Here is a 16,431-nt window from a genome sequence, read left to right on the forward strand (position 1 = left end):
GCTCACCCTTCTCGGCCGGCCGGAGGTCCGGCCTGGGACGGTGTCGTCTCCCGGGAGCGCAGCCACACTTCGCAGGCCACGGTCGAATGCAGCAGATAGCTCTCGGTCTCCGCGGAGAGCGCGCGGCCGCACCACTCGCGCAGCACCCGCTCGTCGACCAGCCCGAGCCGGGCCAGCCGCGAGTCCTCGCACAGCGCGAGCAGCCGGGCGCGGTGGCGGCGCAGCCCCGCCTCCTCCTCGAAGGTGGCGTTGGCCTTGGTGCCGCGCGTACGGCTGGCCTCCGGCACGACGCCGCGCATCGCTTCGACGATGAGCGGCTTGTAGCGCCAGGGCGTGATCCGCTCCTGCGGCCGCACCGCCAGGGCCGCCTCGATCACGCGGTCGTCGTAGTACGGGGCCGCGACGGTGATCCCGAGCGGGGCGGCCATCTGCCCGATGTGCCGGGTCCACTGCGAGATGCCGTCCATGGCGACCAGTTCCCGGTGCTCGCCGTGGTCCCGGCCGCGCGGCCCGACGTCGCGCAGACGGTCGCGGAGCAGGGTGCGCACCGCGTCGACGGCCTCGCGGGTGGCCCAGGGCGGCATCCGGGGCGGCACCGACCAGTCGAGCAGTGGCTCGTCCACGGGGGCGGGCGGCGCGGTCAGATCGCGGGCGACCCGGCCGAGCCAGGACCTGTACGAGCGCCGGTCCAGCAACTGGTGTGCCGTTCGCCCCCTGGACCACTGGTACTTCGCGCCGTACCCGCGTATGTGCCGCAGGGCGATGAGGGGATGGGTCCGTACCAGGGCGTGCAGCCGGGCGGGTGTTCCGGCGAGGAGCTCGTCGCCTCCCAGCCCGGTCAGATGCAGCCCCGAGCCCCGGGCCGCCGCCAGCGCCACGATGTGCATGCGCCGGTTGCGGTCCACCGTGAGGATGCTGGGGGTGTCCAGGACGTCGTCGAGCACGTCGACGCCGTCGAAGGTCATGGCCACGTCCTCGGCCGGGACGACGTGGTGCTCGACGGTTTCCAGGGCCTGGACGGTCCGCCGCGCCCAGGACACGTCGTCGCCGAGCTCGTCGTGGAGGGCGGCGGTGTACGCGACGACCTTCGCACCGCCGTGTGCGGCGGTGCAGCACACGGCGGTGGAGTCCAGGCCGCCCAGATCCGCCGTCACCAGCTCGCGCCCGCGCGTGCGCGCCTCGACGGCGGCGGTCAGCGCGTCGCGCAGGTGCAGGGCGCCCTCGGCCAGCGGGATCTCGGGCTCGGGCGGCGACCACCAGCGGGTCGTTCGGGCCCGGCCGCGCGCGTCCAGGGTGAGGGCGTGGCCGCCGGGCACCGCGTGCACACCCCGCCACATCGGGGACCCGGCGAGCGGGTACGGCACCGACGTGATCAGTTCGAGGGCGAGCCGGTGCTCGTCAAGTTCGGCGCCGACGAGTTCGGCGAGCACATCGGCCCGGTCGGACGCCAGGCTCACCCCTGCGGAGCCCGGCGGCGCGGGGTCGGTGTGGAACACGCGCCGCATCCCGACGACGCCGCCCCGTACCAGGGCCCGCCCGCCGCAACTGGCGACCAGGTGGAAGCTGCCGGTCCAGGCGGCGGCGAAGCGGTCGAGCGCGGTCAGGGAGGACCCCGCCGAAGTCGCGGCGGCGGCGCGCTGCGCCTCCTGGGCCGTGACGGTGTGCTCGCCGATCAGGACCACGCGTACGCCCCGGTGCTTCGCCGCGACGATCGTCTCGGGCGCCCAACGGCCCACCAGCCAGGGGCGGCCGGAGGCGTGGGGCAGGCTCCGGTTGACGTGGGCGAGCGCCTTGGCGGCGAGGGCGGCGGCCGCGTCCGTATCGGGCAGGACGACGAACCAGGCGGGCACGGCCCGCAGGGAAAGGAACTCTGGCACGGCTACGGCCTCCGGTCGGCAGTGTCCAAAGGGGAGGGCTCACGCTTCACGGCAAAGGGATCGGGTGGCGGCTGGACGCCGCCACCCGATGGCCGGGCCGGTTCAGCGACCGGCAGGCCTACGACGGGACTCGCACCGCGAGGCGGTCACGAGCCGCCCGTGTTCAGAGGAGCTGCTTGCCGCCGAGGACGTCCTTGGGCCCGTGGTCCTTGAGTCCCGTGACCTTGCGGAATCCGCCGGCCTTGGTGAGGGTGGGGCGCCCGTACGTCAAGGTGGAACTCCTTTCCCGTGGGGGACGGTGCATTTCCCAGGCGCGCCTAAAGCGGATTTACGAGGGGAATGCCGTTTCCGGTCCCCCGAGCGGTGAAATCCGCATCACCCACCTAAATACGATAAGAGCATCATCACAATCACCACCCGGAGGTGGCGGGTAGCGCCCGGGGGGCGCGTCTTTCGGTCGCACGACCGTGCTGCGGGCGCACCCGCTCCGGGGTGTGATCCGTGGGGCTGTGGGCTTGTGGCGGGGCTCAGGTCAATAGAACCCCTCTTCGGCCGGGGGGATCATCCGATCGACGTGCGGGGCCGGGGTGGCCGAAACGCGGACCGCGCGTCGGGCTGTCCAACTCCGCCCGCCCTCTCTACGGTGGTGTCGACCGGCCCGACGGGCGGGAGACATGAAGGGGGCTGGGTGGACGCCGAGTTGACCGCGCTCGCGGCGTCGGGTGCGACGAGCCTGGTCGGGCTCATGGTCACGGACTCCTGGGGGCAGGCCAAGGAGCGGCTGGCGCGCTTCCTCGCCCGCCGACGCGGTGGCGCGGACGGCACGGACGGCACGCGCGCCGCCGGGGACGCCGAGGACGAGCTGGCGGCGGTGCGCGGCGTACCGGACGCGCGTGCCCTGGCGGACCTGGAGGACCGCTGGTCGCAGCGGCTCCTGCGGATCCTCCGCGAGGACCCGGGCGCGGCCGTGGAATTGCGGCGGCTGCTCGACGAACTCGCCCCCGCCCAACCCCACTCGACGCGCCCCGAAGTCCGTCCCTTCCAAGTGCCCGCCCTCACCGTCGCGTTCGTCAACCGCACGGCCGACCTGTCGGCCCTGGACCGGTGCTTCGGAAGTGGCGGGACCCGCGCCGCCGCCCCCGTCGGCATCGGCGTGCTCCACGGTCTGCCCGGCGTCGGCAAGACCGCGACCGCCTGCCACTGGGCGGACAGGGCTCGGGAGCTGTACCCCGACGGCCAGATGTACGTGGACTTCGCGAGCCTGCGCGCAGGGACCGGCGGCGACGTCTCCGAGGCCGTCGCCATGTGCCTCAGATCGCTCGGCGTGAGCGACGACTGGATGCCGCGCTCGCTCGCCGAGCGCACCGCGCTGTTCCGGTCGCACTCGGCAGAGCGCCGCATGCTGGTCGTCCTCGACGACGTCAGCCACCCCGCGCAGGTCAGACCCCTCGTCCCCAAAGGGCCCGGCAGCGCCGTGCTCGTCACCAGCCACGGGAAACTCGGCGAACTGGTCCTGGACGGCGCTCGGTTGATCTCGCTCGACCCGCTGGACGGGGACGGCGGGATGCGGCTGCTCGCCGACCGCTGCGGCGAGGACGCCGTGACCGCCGAACGGGCCGCCGCCGAGCGGCTGGTGGAGCTGTGCGGCGGCCTTCCGGTGGCGCTGCACGTGGTGGCGGCCCGGCTGCTCACCGACCGCCGGCTGACCATGACCGGCCTGGCGGACGAGCTCGCCGACGAGGCCGGACGGCTCGCCGGAATGTCGATGCGAGGGGAGCGCCAGGTGTCCGCCGTGCTCGGCCCGTCGTACCGCACGCTGCGGCCCGACGCGGCCCGGCTCTACCGGCTCCTGGGATGGGCGCCGGTGAGCGCCTTCGATACCACGACGGCGGCCGTCGCCGCCGGAATCGACGTTCCGCACGCGGCGGAACTCCTGGAGGTACTGGAGACCGCGAGCCTCCTCGAAGGCTCCCCGGACGGCCGGTACCGCCTGCACGACCTCGTACGGCTGCACGCGCGCGAATGCGCGGAGCGGGAGGAGGCGGACGGCGAGCGGGCGGCGCTGACGCGGCGCGTGGTCACGCACTACCTGGCCCTCACCGCCCTGGCCGACCGGGCGATCCGGGCGGACCGCCTGCGCATCGCCGACCTCTCCGGGCCGCTGGCGGATATTCCGGATCCGTTCGCCTCGCCGGGCGGCCCGGTCCCGCTGGAGTGGCTGGAGGCCGAGCGGACGAACATCCTCCAGGTGCTCCGGGCGGCCGTGCAGGAGCAACTGCACGAAGTTGTATGGCAGTTGGCGGAGGCCTTCACCGTTCTGTTCCTGCACCACCGGCACCTGGCCATGTGGCGGGAGTCCCTGGAGCTGGGCGCGGCCGCCGCCGCTGCGGACCTGATGCCGGCCGCCGAGGCGCGGCTGCGGAGCCTGCTGTCGCGGCCCCTGCTCGACCTCGGCGAGGACGACCGGGCGCGCGCGGAGCTGGAAGCGGCCGTGAGCTGCGCCGAGATCGCCGACCACATCGTCCTGCGGGCGTCCGTGCAGGAGTTCCTCGGGCGGTACTGGGACCGCGCCGACCCCGCCCGCGCCATCGAGGCGTACCGGCGCTCCCTCGCTCTCAACCGCCGGGCGGGCGAGGCGCGCGGGGCGGCCATCGCGGCGTACTTCCTCGGGTGCGCGCAGGACGCCCACGGCGACCACGCCGACGCCCTGACCACGCTCACCCGGGCGCGGGACGAACTCCTCGGCTGCTCGGACGCGCGGATGGCGGCGCGGGCGACGGCCGCCCTCGGGACCGTCCACGACCACCTGGGCGACACCCAGGAGGCCCTGCGCGCACTGCGCGAGGCCGCCCGCACCCTGCACGAACAGGACGCCACCCACTACGAGGCGCAGGCCCTGGTCCGACTGGCCGACATCACCGAGCGGAGCGGCGCGCCGCGCTCCGCCGCACGCCCGTACCTCGTCCGGGCCCTGGAGATCCACGAGGCGGGCGGCAGCCCCGAGGCGCAGGGGCTGCGCGAGCGGCTGGACGGCGACTAGGGAAGGCGCGCTGTACGACGACGGTTCAGCGCGGGCGCAGTCGCAGGACGACGTCCGCGTCGCGCAGTCCGCCGACCCTCAGCGTCACCATGGTGTCGTCCAGCGGGCGGCCCGCGCGCAGACAGCCGTACACGGCGGCCGCCAACAGCCCCGCGTCCAGGGCCGGGCCGGTGGCCGCCGCCTCGACGACCCGCCCGTCCCGAAGCCCGACCAGCCACTCGGCCCCGCTGACGCCGGTCGCGGCCAGGCCGCTGCCCGGCAGCCGGGTCAGCGTGTCCTGGATCCAGCCCAGGGCCCCGGCGGCCGTCGCGGCCGGGCGGGCGCGGACGACGACCGACGCGCTCTCGGCCAGGCGCGGGTCGCGCTCCTCGTCGGTGCACGCCAAATGGACGTACGGGCCCGGGCCCTCGGCCCAGTCCTCGCAGACGGCGGCGGGGAACCGCTGCACGGTGACCACCGGCCGCCCCACGTCCTCGGCGACGGCGGTGGCCACCCGCCACGAAGTGACCGCCGCCGACGCGGGATCCGGCGGGAGCAGGGTCGGCGCGGCGGGCGGCCGCGAGGGCGGCTCGGGCAGTTGGAGCAGCTGATATACGGCGGTACGCAGCCGGGCGAGCGCCTGCCCGGAGTCGCTGAAGGCGCGCCCGGCGACCTCCGCGTACTGCTGCGGCTCATGGCTCTGGACGGCGTCCTCGATCTGCCGCCGCAGGTCTCCGGCCGGATCGAGGCGGGGCGCCATCCGGCCGAGATCGGCGCCCGCGGTCCCCGGCACGGCGTCGCTCCCGAACGCGGCGAGCAGGACGGGCTTGTTCAGGGCGGCCCCGTACAGCGTCACCGAACCGTGGTCGCCGACGACGAGGTCGGCCGCGACCAGCGCGGGCCGCCAGCTGTGGACCGGCGGCATCAGCAGCAGCCCCGCGTCCAGCGCGGTGGCCTGCGCCGTGCGGAGCTGCCAGGAGCCGTGCGCCGACCACACGTTGGGGTGGACGATCGCGCCCACCCGGTACTCGTCGTACGGCAGCGCGGCGAGCAGGCGCGCGGGCAGCCCCGGCTCCCGGCCGACGAGGGAGGTCGGCCCCCAGGTCGAGCTCACCATGACCAGGCGCTGTCCGGGGCCGACGCCCAGCGCCGCCCGGTACGCGTCCCGGTGCCGCGCGCTCACCACCAGCTCGTCGAAGCACGGATCGCCCACCAGCAGGGTGCGACCGGCGGTCTTCGGATGGCTGGCGAGCAGTTGGGCTTCCTGGTCCGGGTGTGACACCGCCAGCCAGGCGCGCCCCGCCTCCAGGAGCGCGTCGGGGACCACACCGGACAGCCGGGTGCGCGGCGCCCGGGAGTCCGGGACGAACTTCTGGAAGCCGATGCCGTGCGGCAGGACGAGGACCGGGCAGTCGCCGTCCGGTACATCGATGTTCTCGCTGGCGGAGACGATCAGATCCGGGTCGATCTCGCCCAACTGCCCCCAGGGCATGACCCGGCAACCGGAGTCGTGCAGCAGCTCCAGGACGCCGTTGTCGAAGGCGGACGTCGGGTCGTACGCGAACACCACGGACACACGGGTGTCGTCGCGCAGGAGGGCGGGCAGCGACTCCAGGACGCGGGCGGTCGAGGTGACCGTGCGGGCGGCGACGACGAGCGTCCGCAGGGCCTGGAAGGTGCTCCACCGCGGGGCTTCGTGCCCTACCGGTACGCGCAGGGGCGGGCTAGGGTGCATGGCCACCCCGAGAAGCTACGCGCCGAATGTCCCCTATGCCCGCGCGGCTCGCGGCTCGCGGCTCGCGGCTCGCGGCTCGCGGCTCGCGGCTCGCGGCTCGCGGCTCGCGGCTCGCGGCTCGCGGCTCGCGGCTCGCGGCTCGCGGCTCTGGCCATCGTCGCTCTATCGCACTTCAAACCGCGGAACAACCCTTCTGGGGACGTGGCCTGACCGGGCTACAGATTACCGGCAGGGGTCCGGCGGGGTCCGGCCTCGGCGCGGGAGAGTGAAGTTCGGCCCGGCGGGGGTACGCGCTCGGCGGACGGTGCACATGTATGCGCCATGTGGAAGTTCCCCCGAACCGGCCGCACCCTGCGGGCGCTGATCCCCGCCGCGCCCCTGGCGCTCACCGTCGGCGTCCTGCCCGCGTACGGCGTCGCACCCGCGACGCCCGCGAGCGCCCCGCTGAAGTGCTCGACGGCCGACGGCCCGTATCAGCGCCAGGTCGAAGAGCTGCTCGGCCTCGAGGTGGACGGCTCGCAGTCGCCCGCCGACTGCCTGGCGATCCAGCGGTACCAGGAGAGCCAGCTCATCGTGCCCGCCGACGGCTCCGCCGGGCCGATCACGTACACCGCCCTCTACTGGGAGTGGGCCCAGAACTATCCCGAGCAGCTGCGCGGCTGTCCCGAGCGCAAGGGCCGGGTCGCCTGCGTCGATCTGGGCCACCAGATCATGTGGGTCGCCCTGGACGGCAAGGTGGCCTTCACGCCCGTCGCCATCCGGTCGGGCCGGGCGGAGCTGCCCACCCGGACCGGCTGGTTCCGCGTCGAACGGCGCAAGGAGGACGACTGGTCGACGCTCTACAACTCGCCGATGACGTTCAGTCAGTACTTCAGCGGCGGCCAGGCCATCCACGGCGTCTACAACAACCTCTACGAGGGCGTCGGCTCCCACGGCTGCGTCAATCTGCGCTACGCCGACGCCAAGCGGCTGTGGACCGCTCTCCAGCAGGGGGACGCGGTGTACGTGTGGGGGAGGAAGCCGGGAGGGTGACCCTTCGGCCAGTCCTCCGGGGGTTCCCGGATGGCGGGCCCCCGGCGGCTGGGGCATCGTGACAGGCATTCACTCACGGTTATCGGGTGTGGGTTTTCCGTCACCGCCGTGCACGGCCCGGTGGCTCTCGCCGAAGGAGAAGATCATGAACGCTCGCAGAGTGGCCCGGACCGCTGTGGCGGTGGCCGCGGTGGTGGGTGCGGGAGTGCTGTCGGCTCCGGCGGCCTTCGCCGGTGGTGGGGGCGGCGACGAGTGCCGGAGTGTGGGGGACTCGGTCGTCTGCGTCGGACCGCAGGGCCCGGCCGGGCCGCACGGACCCGCTGGACCGGCCGGTCCCGCCGGTGCGCAGGGGCCCACGGGCCCGGCCGGTCCGGCTGGCGAACAGGGACCCACCGGACCGGAAGGCCCGGCCGGTCCACAGGGGCACATCGGCCCCGCTGGTCCCCATGGCCCCACCGGCCCGGCGGGCAAGGGCGGCGCGGTGGGCCCCAAGGGGGACAAGGGGGACCCGGGGCAGGTGGGACCCGCCGGCCCGAAGGGCGACAAGGGTGACAAGGGCGATCACGGTGAGCAGGGCGCCGCGGGTCCGACCGGTCCGGCCGGAGTGGCGAAGGCTCCCAAGATCGTTCACAGCGTTCAGACGACCGTCGCCCCCGGCAAGACCGAGTTCGCCATCGCGAGGTGCCCGGACGGGACGATGCCCACCGGTGGTGGCTTCTTCTACCGGACCGAGCCCAGCGGTCTCGCCGCGGTGACCTCCCACACGGTGGGAAGCGACTGGATCGTCGCGATGACCAACACGTCGACCGCGGACCGCGTCTTCCAGGCCCAGGCGGTCTGCCTGCCGATCGCCTGACCTCGCCCGTTCTCGTGTTACACGCGCTAGGCGGCACCCCCTGAAGGGTCGAACAGGGGTCGGGTTACCATATGAGCGCCGCCTAGCTCGAAAGATAAACTCGTGACTGTCAATGACGACTCGTTCACCAATTGGAAGAACCGCGAGGAGATCGCGGAGTCGATGATCCCGATCATCGGGAAGCTGCACCGGGAGCGGGACGTCACCGTCCTCCTCCACAGCCGCTCCCTGGTGAACAAGTCGGTGGTCAGCATCCTCAAGACCCACCGATTCGCCCGGCAGATCGCCGGTGAGGAACTCTCGGTCACCGACACGCTTCCGTTCCTGCAGGCTCTCACCACCCTCGATCTCGGCCCCTCCCAGATCGACATCGGCATGCTCGCCGCGACGTACCAGGCCGACGACCGCGGGCTGTCCGTGGCCGAGTTCACCGCCGGGGCCGTCGTCGGCGCCACGGGTGCCAACAAGATCGAGCGCGGCGAGGGCCGCGACGTGGTGCTCTACGGGTTCGGCCGCATCGGCCGCCTCGTCGCGCGCCTGCTCATCGAGAAGGCCGGTTCCGGCAACGGCCTGCGGCTGCGCGCCATCGTCGTGCGCGGCGGCGGCGAGGCGGACCTCGTCAAGCGCGCCTCGCTGCTGCGCCGCGACTCCATCCACGGCCAGTTCCAGGGCACGATCACCGTGGACGAGGCGACCAGCACCATCGTCGCCAACGGCAACGAGATCAAGGTGATCTACGCCAACGACCCGTCCGAGGTCGACTACACGGCGTACGGCATCAACGACGCCATCCTCATCGACAACACCGGCAAGTGGCGCGACCGCGAGGGCCTCTCCAAGCACCTGCGCCCCGGCATCGACAAGGTCGTCCTGACGGCGCCCGGCAAGGGCGACGTGCCCAACATCGTGCACGGCGTCAACCACGACACGATCAAGCCGGACGAGCAGATCCTGTCCTGCGCGTCCTGCACCACCAACGCGATCGTCCCGCCGCTGAAGGCGATGGCGGACGAGTACGGCGTGCTGCGCGGCCACGTGGAGACCGTCCACTCGTTCACCAACGACCAGAACCTGCTGGACAACTACCACAAGGCCGACCGCCGTGGCCGTTCGGCGCCGCTGAACATGGTCATCACCGAGACCGGTGCCGCCTCCGCCGTCGCGAAGGCCCTGCCGGACCTCAAGGCGCCGATCACCGGCAGCTCGATCCGCGTCCCGGTGCCGGACGTCTCGATCGCGATCCTCAGCCTGCGGCTCGGCCGCGAGACCACCCGCGAGGAGGTCCTGGAGTACCTCCGCGACGTCTCGCTGAACTCGCCGCTGAAGCGCCAGATCGACTTCACCACGGCCCCCGACGCGGTGTCGATGGACTTCGTCGGCTCGCGTCACGCCTCGATCGTCGACGCCGGTGCCACGAAGGTCGACGGCGACAACGCGATCCTGTACCTCTGGTACGACAACGAGTTCGGCTACTCGTGCCAGGTCATCCGCGTGGTCCAGCACGTCTCGGGCGTCGAGTACCCGACGTACCCGGTGCCGATGAGCTGAGCGTCCTGACGCACGAAAGAGGCGCCCGGTCTGGGGAAATCCCAGGCCGGGCGCCTCTTCTCGTACGTGTGGGATCAGACGAGGTCGAACCGGTCCAGGTTCATGACCTTCACCCACGCCCCGACGAAGTCCTTGACGAACTTCTCCTTCGCGTCGTCGCTCGCGTACACCTCGGCGAGGGCGCGCAGCTCCGAGTTCGAGCCGAAGACCAGGTCGGCCCGGGTGCCGGTCCACTTGACCTCGCCCGTGGCGGCGTCGCTGCCCTCGAAGGCGGTGGCGTCCTCGGAGGTCGCCTTCCACGTCGTGCCCAGGTCGAGCAGGTTGACGAAGAAGTCGTTGGTCAGGACCCCGGGGGTCTTGGTGAGCACGCCCGCCGACGACTGCTGGTGGTTGGCGCCCAGCACCCGCAGACCGCCCACCAGGACCGTCAGCTCGGGAGCGCTGAGGTTCAGCAGGTTCGCCCGGTCGAGCAGCAGGTACTCGGCCGGGAGCCGGTTGCCCTTGCCGAGGTAGTTGCGGAACCCGTCGGCGGTCGGCTCGAGGGCGGAGAACGACTCCACGTCGGTCTGCTCCTGCGAGGCGTCCGCGCGGCCCGGCGCGAAGGGCACCTCGACGGCGAGGCCCGCGTCCTTGGCGGCCTTCTCCACGGCGGCGGATCCGCCGAGCACGATCAGGTCGGCCAGGGAGACCTGCTTGGCACCGGAGTTGAACTCCCGCTGGATGCCCTCAAGGGTGCTCAGCACCACCGCCAGCTGGTCCGGGTCGTTGACCTCCCAGCCGCGCTGCGGCTCCAGGCGGACGCGCGCGCCGTTGGCGCCGCCGCGCTTGTCGCTGCCCCGGAAGGAGGAGGCCGACGCCCAGGCGGCGGACACCAGCTGGGACACCGTGAGGCCCGAGCCGAGGATCCGCTCCTTGAGGGAGGCGACGTCGGCGGCGGAGACCAGCTCGTGCGTCACCGCGGGCAGCGGGTCCTGCCACAGCAGCTGCTCGGCCGGGACCTCCGGGCCGAGGTAGCGGACGACGGGACCCATGTCGCGGTGGGTCAGCTTGAACCAGGCGCGGGCGAACGCGTCCGCGAACTCGGCCGGGTTCTCCTTGAACCGCCGCGAGATCGGCTCGTACACCGGGTCGTACCGCAGCGACAGGTCGGTCGTCAGCATGGTGGGCGCGTGGGTCTTGGACGCGTCGTGGGCGTCGGGGACGGTCCCGGCGCCGGCGCCGTCCTTCGGCCGCCACTGGTGCGCGCCCGCGGGGCTCTTGAAGAGCTCCCACTCGTAGCCGAAGAGGATCTCGAAGAAGCTGTTGTCCCAGGTGATCGGCGTGTTGGTCCAGATGCCCTCGAGGCCGCTGGTGATCGCGTCGCCGCCCACGCCGGTGCCGTACGAGTTGTGCCAGCCCAGGCCCTGCTGCTCCAGCGGGGCGGCCTCGGGGTCGGGGCCGACGGCGTCGGCCGGGCCCGCGCCATGGGTCTTGCCGAAGGTGTGGCCGCCCGCGATGAGCGCTACCGTCTCCTCGTCGTCCATCGCCATCCGGCGGAACGTCTCACGGATGTCGCGGGCCGCGGCGATCGGGTCCGGGGTGCCGTTCGGGCCCTCCGGGTTCACGTAGATCAGACCCATCTGCACCGCGCCGAGGGGGTTCTCCAACTCGCGGTCGCCGGTGTAGCGCTGGTCGTCGAGCCAGGTGGTCTCGGGGCCCCAGTAGACGTCCTCGTCGGGCTCCCACACGTCCGGGCGCCCGCCGCCGAAGCCGAAGGTCTTGAAGCCCATCGTCTCCAGGGAGACGTTTCCGGCGAGGATCATCAGGTCGGCCCAGGACAGGCTCTTGCCGTACTTCTTCTTGACCGGCCACAGCAGTCGGCGGGCCTTGTCCAGGCTCGCGTTGTCCGGCCAGCTGTTGAGGGGGGCGAAGCGCTGCTGACCGGCTCCGGCGCCGCCGCGGCCGTCGCTGATGCGGTACGTGCCGGCGCTGTGCCACGCCATGCGGATCATCAGCGGGCCGTAGTGGCCGAAGTCGGCGGGCCACCAGTCCTGCGAGGTGGTCAGCACCTCGGCGATGTCCCGCTTCACGGTCGGCAGGTCGAGCGTCTTGAACGCCTCGGCGTAGTCGAACCCCTCGCCCAGCGGGTTGGCCACCGCGGGGTTCTTGGCGAGGATCTTCAGGTTGAGCCGCTCCGGCCACCATTGCCGGTTTCCGCCGCCCTGCGTCGGGTGCGGGGCGCGACCGTGCGCGACCGGGCAGCCGCCGCTTCCCTCCTCCGCTTTCGGGTCCGTGACGATCGCGTCGTGGTTCTCAGACATCGGAATCCTTCCGGGCTGGGTGGATCACACTGCTCAGGGGACTTCGGGGGTCGAGCGGTTCGATGCGGCGGAACGGTCCCGTCGCGGTCATGGGTGGACGGTGGACGGCCGGTCCGGAGCGGGGCCCGGAGGGGACGGACGCTTCGATCGGACGTGTCCGCTCCCTTGGCCGTCTATGGGATCGATCCTACGATGGACGCAGTCCAGGTCAAGAAGCTCACCGGTTTCGTCCTCGGTCGGAAGCTGTACGGCCACCGGTGAACGGGCGCCCCGTCACTGTTCCACTCGATCTCCACGGGCCGGAAGGGAAGGACCCCTAATGAGTGACCTGCTGGAGCGGCTCCGCGGACGCGGCTGGCGGGTGACCTCGCAGCGGCGTGTCGTGGCGGAGGTCCTCGACGGCGACCACGTGCACCTGACGGCCGACGAGGTGCACGCCCGCGCGGTGCGGCGGCTGCCGGAGATCTCCCGGGCGACCGTCTACAACACGCTGGGCGAGATGGTCTCCCTCGGCGAGGTCCTGGAGGTCTCCACCGACGGCCGCGCCAAGCGCTACGACCCCAACGCGCACCGCCCCCACCAGCACCTGGTGTGCTCCGGCTGCGGCACCATCCGCGACGTCCACACGACGGGCGACCCGCTCTCCCAGCTCCCGGCCGAGGAGCGGTTCGGCTTCACGGTGTCGGCGGCCGAGATCACCTACCGGGGGCTCTGCCCGTCGTGCGCCTAGCGCCCATCCGCGTGGGTCATCGCCCGTCGAGGAGCGGCCGCAGGGCCGTCGCGAGGCGTTCGTACTCCTGTGGCACGTTGTAGATCTGCCCGCAGACACGGATGCCGCCGCCGCCCGGCCAGGGCCAGATCAGCACCCGGAAGCCGAGGCGGGCCGCGATCTCCTCGCGCAGGGCGGCCGCCTCGGCCGGGGTGCGGGCGAGGCCCGACGGCAGGCGCAGGGCCCGCATGGCGAGGCGGTCGTCGGCGGGCAGCGGGGTGAGGCCCGGGAGGCGGGCGAGGAGGCCTGCGCCGTAGCCCGCCAGGGCGCTGTTGTGCGCACGCACCCGTTCCGGACCGAGGTCCGCCAGCAGGTCGAGGCCCTCGGGTGCGGCGAGCCGGCCGGTGTAGTCGACGGTGGCCCGGTATTCGAGCGCACGCGGGAAACCGCGGTCGTCCTCCCAGGAGGGAACGGGCGCGGGCACCCGCTCCCGGTGGGCGGGGGAGACCACGAGCAGGGCGCTGCCCGGCGGCGCGTACGCCCACTTGTGCAGGTTGCCGAACCAGAAGTCGGGCCCGCCCGCCAGCGGTTCGGCCAGCATGCCGGGGGCGTGGGCGCCGTCGACCACCGTGGTCACCCCTCGCTCGGCGAGGTCGGCGAGGAGCCCGGGGGTCGCGATGAACCGGGCGGTGGGCGAACTGATCTGGTCGAGCAGGGCGACCTGGGTGCGGGGGGTGAGGGCGGCGAGCACGGCCTTGCGCACCGCCTCCTCGTCGGGCAGGTCCGGGGCGAGGGCGACGGTCGTGACGCGGGCGCGGCGGGCGGCCGCCGCGACGACCGTGCCGTAGCCGTGGTCGGTGACCAGCACTTCGTCGTCGGGCGCCAGCCGCAGTGCGTCGAGGGCGAGGTTGGCGGCCTCGGTGGCGTTGTCGACGAGCGCGGCCCCCTCGGGATCGGCCCCCAGCCGGGCCGCGATCCGGGTCCGGGCCTCGGCGAGCCGGTCCGGGACGCCGAGGAAGAAGGCGTCCGGGTCGGCGTGGGCCTGTTCCACCAGCCGCCGGTGGGCGGCGGCGACGGGGACCGGGACGGCCCCGAAGGAGCCGTGGTTGAGGTGGGCCACGTGCGGGCCGAGCCGGAACAGCTCGGCGCCGCCGGGGAACGCGCCGGGCGCGGTCACCGCACCTCGACGGTGACGGTGCGGCCGGGGGCCACTCGGGTGCGGACGGTGGTGTACGTCATGCCGTCGATCATCTCGGTACGGGCCGGGCGCGGCACCCCGTCGACGGTGACGGTGGCGTGGGCGCCCGGGAAGCGCGCCTGCCAGGTGTAGGGCACGGTGCCCGAGGTGTGGGTGAGGGTGGAGCGGCGCCGGGTGTCGTGGCGCAGGGTGAACGCGGAGTCGCCGACGCGCAGGTCCTCGACGCTCAGCCACTCCATGCCCGACGGGAGTCGCGACTGGGTGGTGAGGGTACGGGCGGGGGCGTCGGGGGTGACGCCCATCAGCCCCTGGACGGTCTGGCCGACGAGGGTGAAGGAGACCTCCGGGTAGTCGCCGTTGGTGCCCTGGCGGGTGTTGACGTGCTGGACGTCCTTCTGCGCGTAGATCTCCCGCATCCACTTCCAGGCGGTGTCGGGGCGGTTGTTGGTGAAGAACGTGTCCGGCAGGTAGGTCAGGGCCTCGATGTTGTCGGGCCGCCCCGCGCCCTCGGCCTGGGCGTCGATGTAGTCGAGGTAGGCCTCGCGCCGGGCGCCGGGCGCGAGGATCCGCTTCATCGGCATGAACCAGCTGTTCTCCTTGCCCCAGCCGGTCAGGGCGCGCCCGTCGGTGGTGTATCCGCGCACCATGGCGGCGCCAGAACCGCCGCCGCTCCAGGTGGTGTTGAAGTACGCCTTGAGGTCGTTCGCCCGGCGCTCGAAGCGGGCGGCCGTGTCGCGGTCGCCCTTGGCGCGGGCCAGCGAGGCCATCGCCCGGTAGGCCTGGTACTGGGAGCCGATGGCGTCGCCCGCCTCGGCGAGCGGCTCGTCGCTCTGCTCGTTGTAGCTGGCGGTGCCCTGGAAGATGCCCTTCCCCGTGCCCTCGGCCACGCGAACCGGGCCGTTGTCCTTCGTACCGTCGTGCAGGGCGACGAACTCCTCGGTGGCGTGCCGGTAGAAGTCCCACAGGGCCGGGTCGTCGAGGTAGGCGCGGTCCCCGCTCCAGCGGTACGCCTCCTCCGCCTTCTGCACCAGCTCGAAGACGGCGGGCACCTCGCGCACGAAGAGGTCGGGGGAGCGGTAGTCGATGGACAGCGGGGTGCGGTCGTCGAAGTTGAGCGCCCACACCGGGTAGTAGGCGTGCCGGGCCGTCGCCGACGCGGCGAAGGCGCGCAGCATCTCCTTGTCCTCGGTGCGCAGCCCGAGCACTTCGGCGCCGCCGAGCTGGTGGGCCATGTCGCGCGAGTAGTAGCCGCTGCGGTTGGCGTAACCGGCCCAGTAGGACGGGGAGTAGACGCCGCTGCCGGTGCCGCCGGTCTGGCGCTCGTCGGCGTCGAGGGGGCCCACGGTGCCCGGCGACTGGACCCAGCTGTTGGCCTTCCGCGCGGCCCAGTCGAACATCTCGGCTATCTCCGGGTTACTGGAGGTGACCTTGGGGCGGGCCGGGGTCGCGGGGGAGACCATCACGTCGTCGGCGTTCACCCAGCCCTGCCCCGACTCGAAGGCGACCTCCAGGCGGTCGCCGGGCGCCAGGGCGACCGGACCGAGCGTGTAGCGGCGGTAGTTGGCGGAGGCGGGCAGGTCCAGGGAGGTGGCGGTGGCGCCGTTGACCCGCAGGACGTACCGGCCACCGGGGCCGCCGGTGGCGATCCAGGCGGAGAGGACGTAAGCACCGCGGCCGGTCGCCGTCACCGCCTGGGAGACCTTCATGCCGCTGCCCGCGTCGAGGTAGACCAGTCGGCTCCCGCTGTGCGGGTTGTTGGTCGCGACGCCGGTGCCGGAGGTGAACTGCCAGGCCCCGCCGCCCGCTTCGAAGCCGGGGTCGCCCACGGCGAGCACGGCGGGTGCGCCGGCGACGGGCGCCTTCGCGGCGGACGGCTGGGCCGCGGACGGCTGCTGGGCCAGGGCGAGCGGAGCGAGCGTGCCGAGTAGTGCGACGGCGGAGAGCAGCGTCGTACGGGAACGCGTCATCGGGTTCTCTCCCGGGGGGATCAGGTCGGTCGGAGCGGGGCGCGCGGCACGCTAGCAAGCTCTAGCGAAGGATTGCAATGGGCCAGACAGCAATGGAAAGTTGGTCAAGCTGAAAGTTTTCATTTCTCCATTGCAAGTTGATTGTGGAGGCTTGTAGTGTCCCGCCCCGTCAACGTCGTGACAGCGCGAA

At 72.8% G+C, this 16,431-nt stretch carries 11 protein-coding genes; 5 read left to right on the forward strand and 6 right to left on the reverse strand.

What is annotated here, in order from left to right; translation table 11 throughout:
* Positions 1-2: 2 nt before the first annotated feature.
* Both IE252_RS01125 and IE252_RS42980 read right to left on the reverse strand, forming a co-directional pair.
* On the reverse strand, positions 3-1,877 hold the full coding sequence (locus IE252_RS01125) for a lasso peptide isopeptide bond-forming cyclase (protein ID WP_190087305.1): 1,875 nt from the start codon (positions 1,875-1,877) through the stop codon (positions 3-5).
* Positions 1,878-2,040: 163 nt separating this feature from the next.
* Positions 2,041-2,148 (reverse strand): keywimysin-related RiPP, encoded by a 108-nt coding sequence (locus IE252_RS42980; RefSeq protein ID WP_229847812.1) that lies wholly within the window; start codon positions 2,146-2,148, stop codon positions 2,041-2,043.
* 417 nt (positions 2,149-2,565) lie between these two features.
* Between IE252_RS42980 and IE252_RS01130 the strand changes: the two genes are divergently transcribed.
* Positions 2,566-4,917: an ATP-binding protein gene (locus IE252_RS01130; protein WP_229847814.1), complete on the forward strand. Its 2,352-nt coding sequence runs from the start codon at positions 2,566-2,568 to the stop codon at positions 4,915-4,917.
* 25 nt (positions 4,918-4,942) lie between these two features.
* On the opposite strand, the gene IE252_RS01135 is transcribed toward IE252_RS01130, so the two are convergent.
* The gene (locus IE252_RS01135; RefSeq protein ID WP_190087808.1) at positions 4,943-6,631 is read right to left on the reverse strand and encodes a CDP-glycerol glycerophosphotransferase family protein; all 1,689 of its coding nucleotides are present in this window, start codon (positions 6,629-6,631) and stop codon (positions 4,943-4,945) included.
* 321 nt (positions 6,632-6,952) lie between these two features.
* Between IE252_RS01135 and IE252_RS01140 the strand changes: the two genes are divergently transcribed.
* The 3 genes from IE252_RS01140 (at position 6,953) to IE252_RS01150 (ending at position 10,067) form a co-directional block, all read left to right on the forward strand.
* Positions 6,953-7,663: a L,D-transpeptidase gene (locus tag IE252_RS01140; RefSeq protein ID WP_190087306.1), complete on the forward strand. Its 711-nt coding sequence runs from the start codon at positions 6,953-6,955 to the stop codon at positions 7,661-7,663.
* Between the two features lie 145 nt (positions 7,664-7,808).
* Positions 7,809-8,519, forward strand: coding sequence for a collagen-like domain-containing protein (locus tag IE252_RS43870; RefSeq protein WP_190087307.1), 711 nt, complete (start codon positions 7,809-7,811; stop codon positions 8,517-8,519).
* A 102-nt stretch (positions 8,520-8,621) separates the two neighbouring features.
* Positions 8,622-10,067, forward strand: a complete 1,446-nt coding sequence (locus tag IE252_RS01150; RefSeq protein ID WP_190087308.1) for a glyceraldehyde-3-phosphate dehydrogenase — start codon at positions 8,622-8,624, stop codon at positions 10,065-10,067.
* A 74-nt stretch (positions 10,068-10,141) separates the two neighbouring features.
* Here IE252_RS01150 and katG read toward each other — a convergent pair whose 3' ends face one another.
* On the reverse strand, positions 10,142-12,367 hold the full coding sequence (katG, locus tag IE252_RS01155; RefSeq protein ID WP_190087309.1) for a catalase/peroxidase HPI: 2,226 nt from the start codon (positions 12,365-12,367) through the stop codon (positions 10,142-10,144).
* Positions 12,368-12,686: 319 nt separating this feature from the next.
* On the opposite strand from katG, the gene IE252_RS01160 reads away from it, so the two are divergent.
* On the forward strand, positions 12,687-13,097 hold the full coding sequence (locus IE252_RS01160; protein WP_190087310.1) for a Fur family transcriptional regulator: 411 nt from the start codon (positions 12,687-12,689) through the stop codon (positions 13,095-13,097).
* Between the two features lie 16 nt (positions 13,098-13,113).
* On the opposite strand, the gene IE252_RS01165 is transcribed toward IE252_RS01160, so the two are convergent.
* Together IE252_RS01165 and IE252_RS01170 are read right to left on the reverse strand one after the other, a co-directional pair.
* On the reverse strand, positions 13,114-14,253 hold the full coding sequence (locus IE252_RS01165; protein WP_190087311.1) for an aminotransferase class V-fold PLP-dependent enzyme: 1,140 nt from the start codon (positions 14,251-14,253) through the stop codon (positions 13,114-13,116).
* Positions 14,250-16,241 (reverse strand): carbohydrate-binding protein, encoded by a 1,992-nt coding sequence (locus tag IE252_RS01170; RefSeq protein WP_190087312.1) that lies wholly within the window; start codon positions 16,239-16,241, stop codon positions 14,250-14,252. Before IE252_RS01170 ends, IE252_RS01165 begins: the two co-directional genes overlap by 4 nt.
* Positions 16,242-16,431 lie beyond the last annotated feature (190 nt).

This window comes from Streptomyces melanogenes, from assembly GCF_014649795.1.
GTDB classification, from domain to species: domain Bacteria; phylum Actinomycetota; class Actinomycetes; order Streptomycetales; family Streptomycetaceae; genus Streptomyces; species Streptomyces noboritoensis.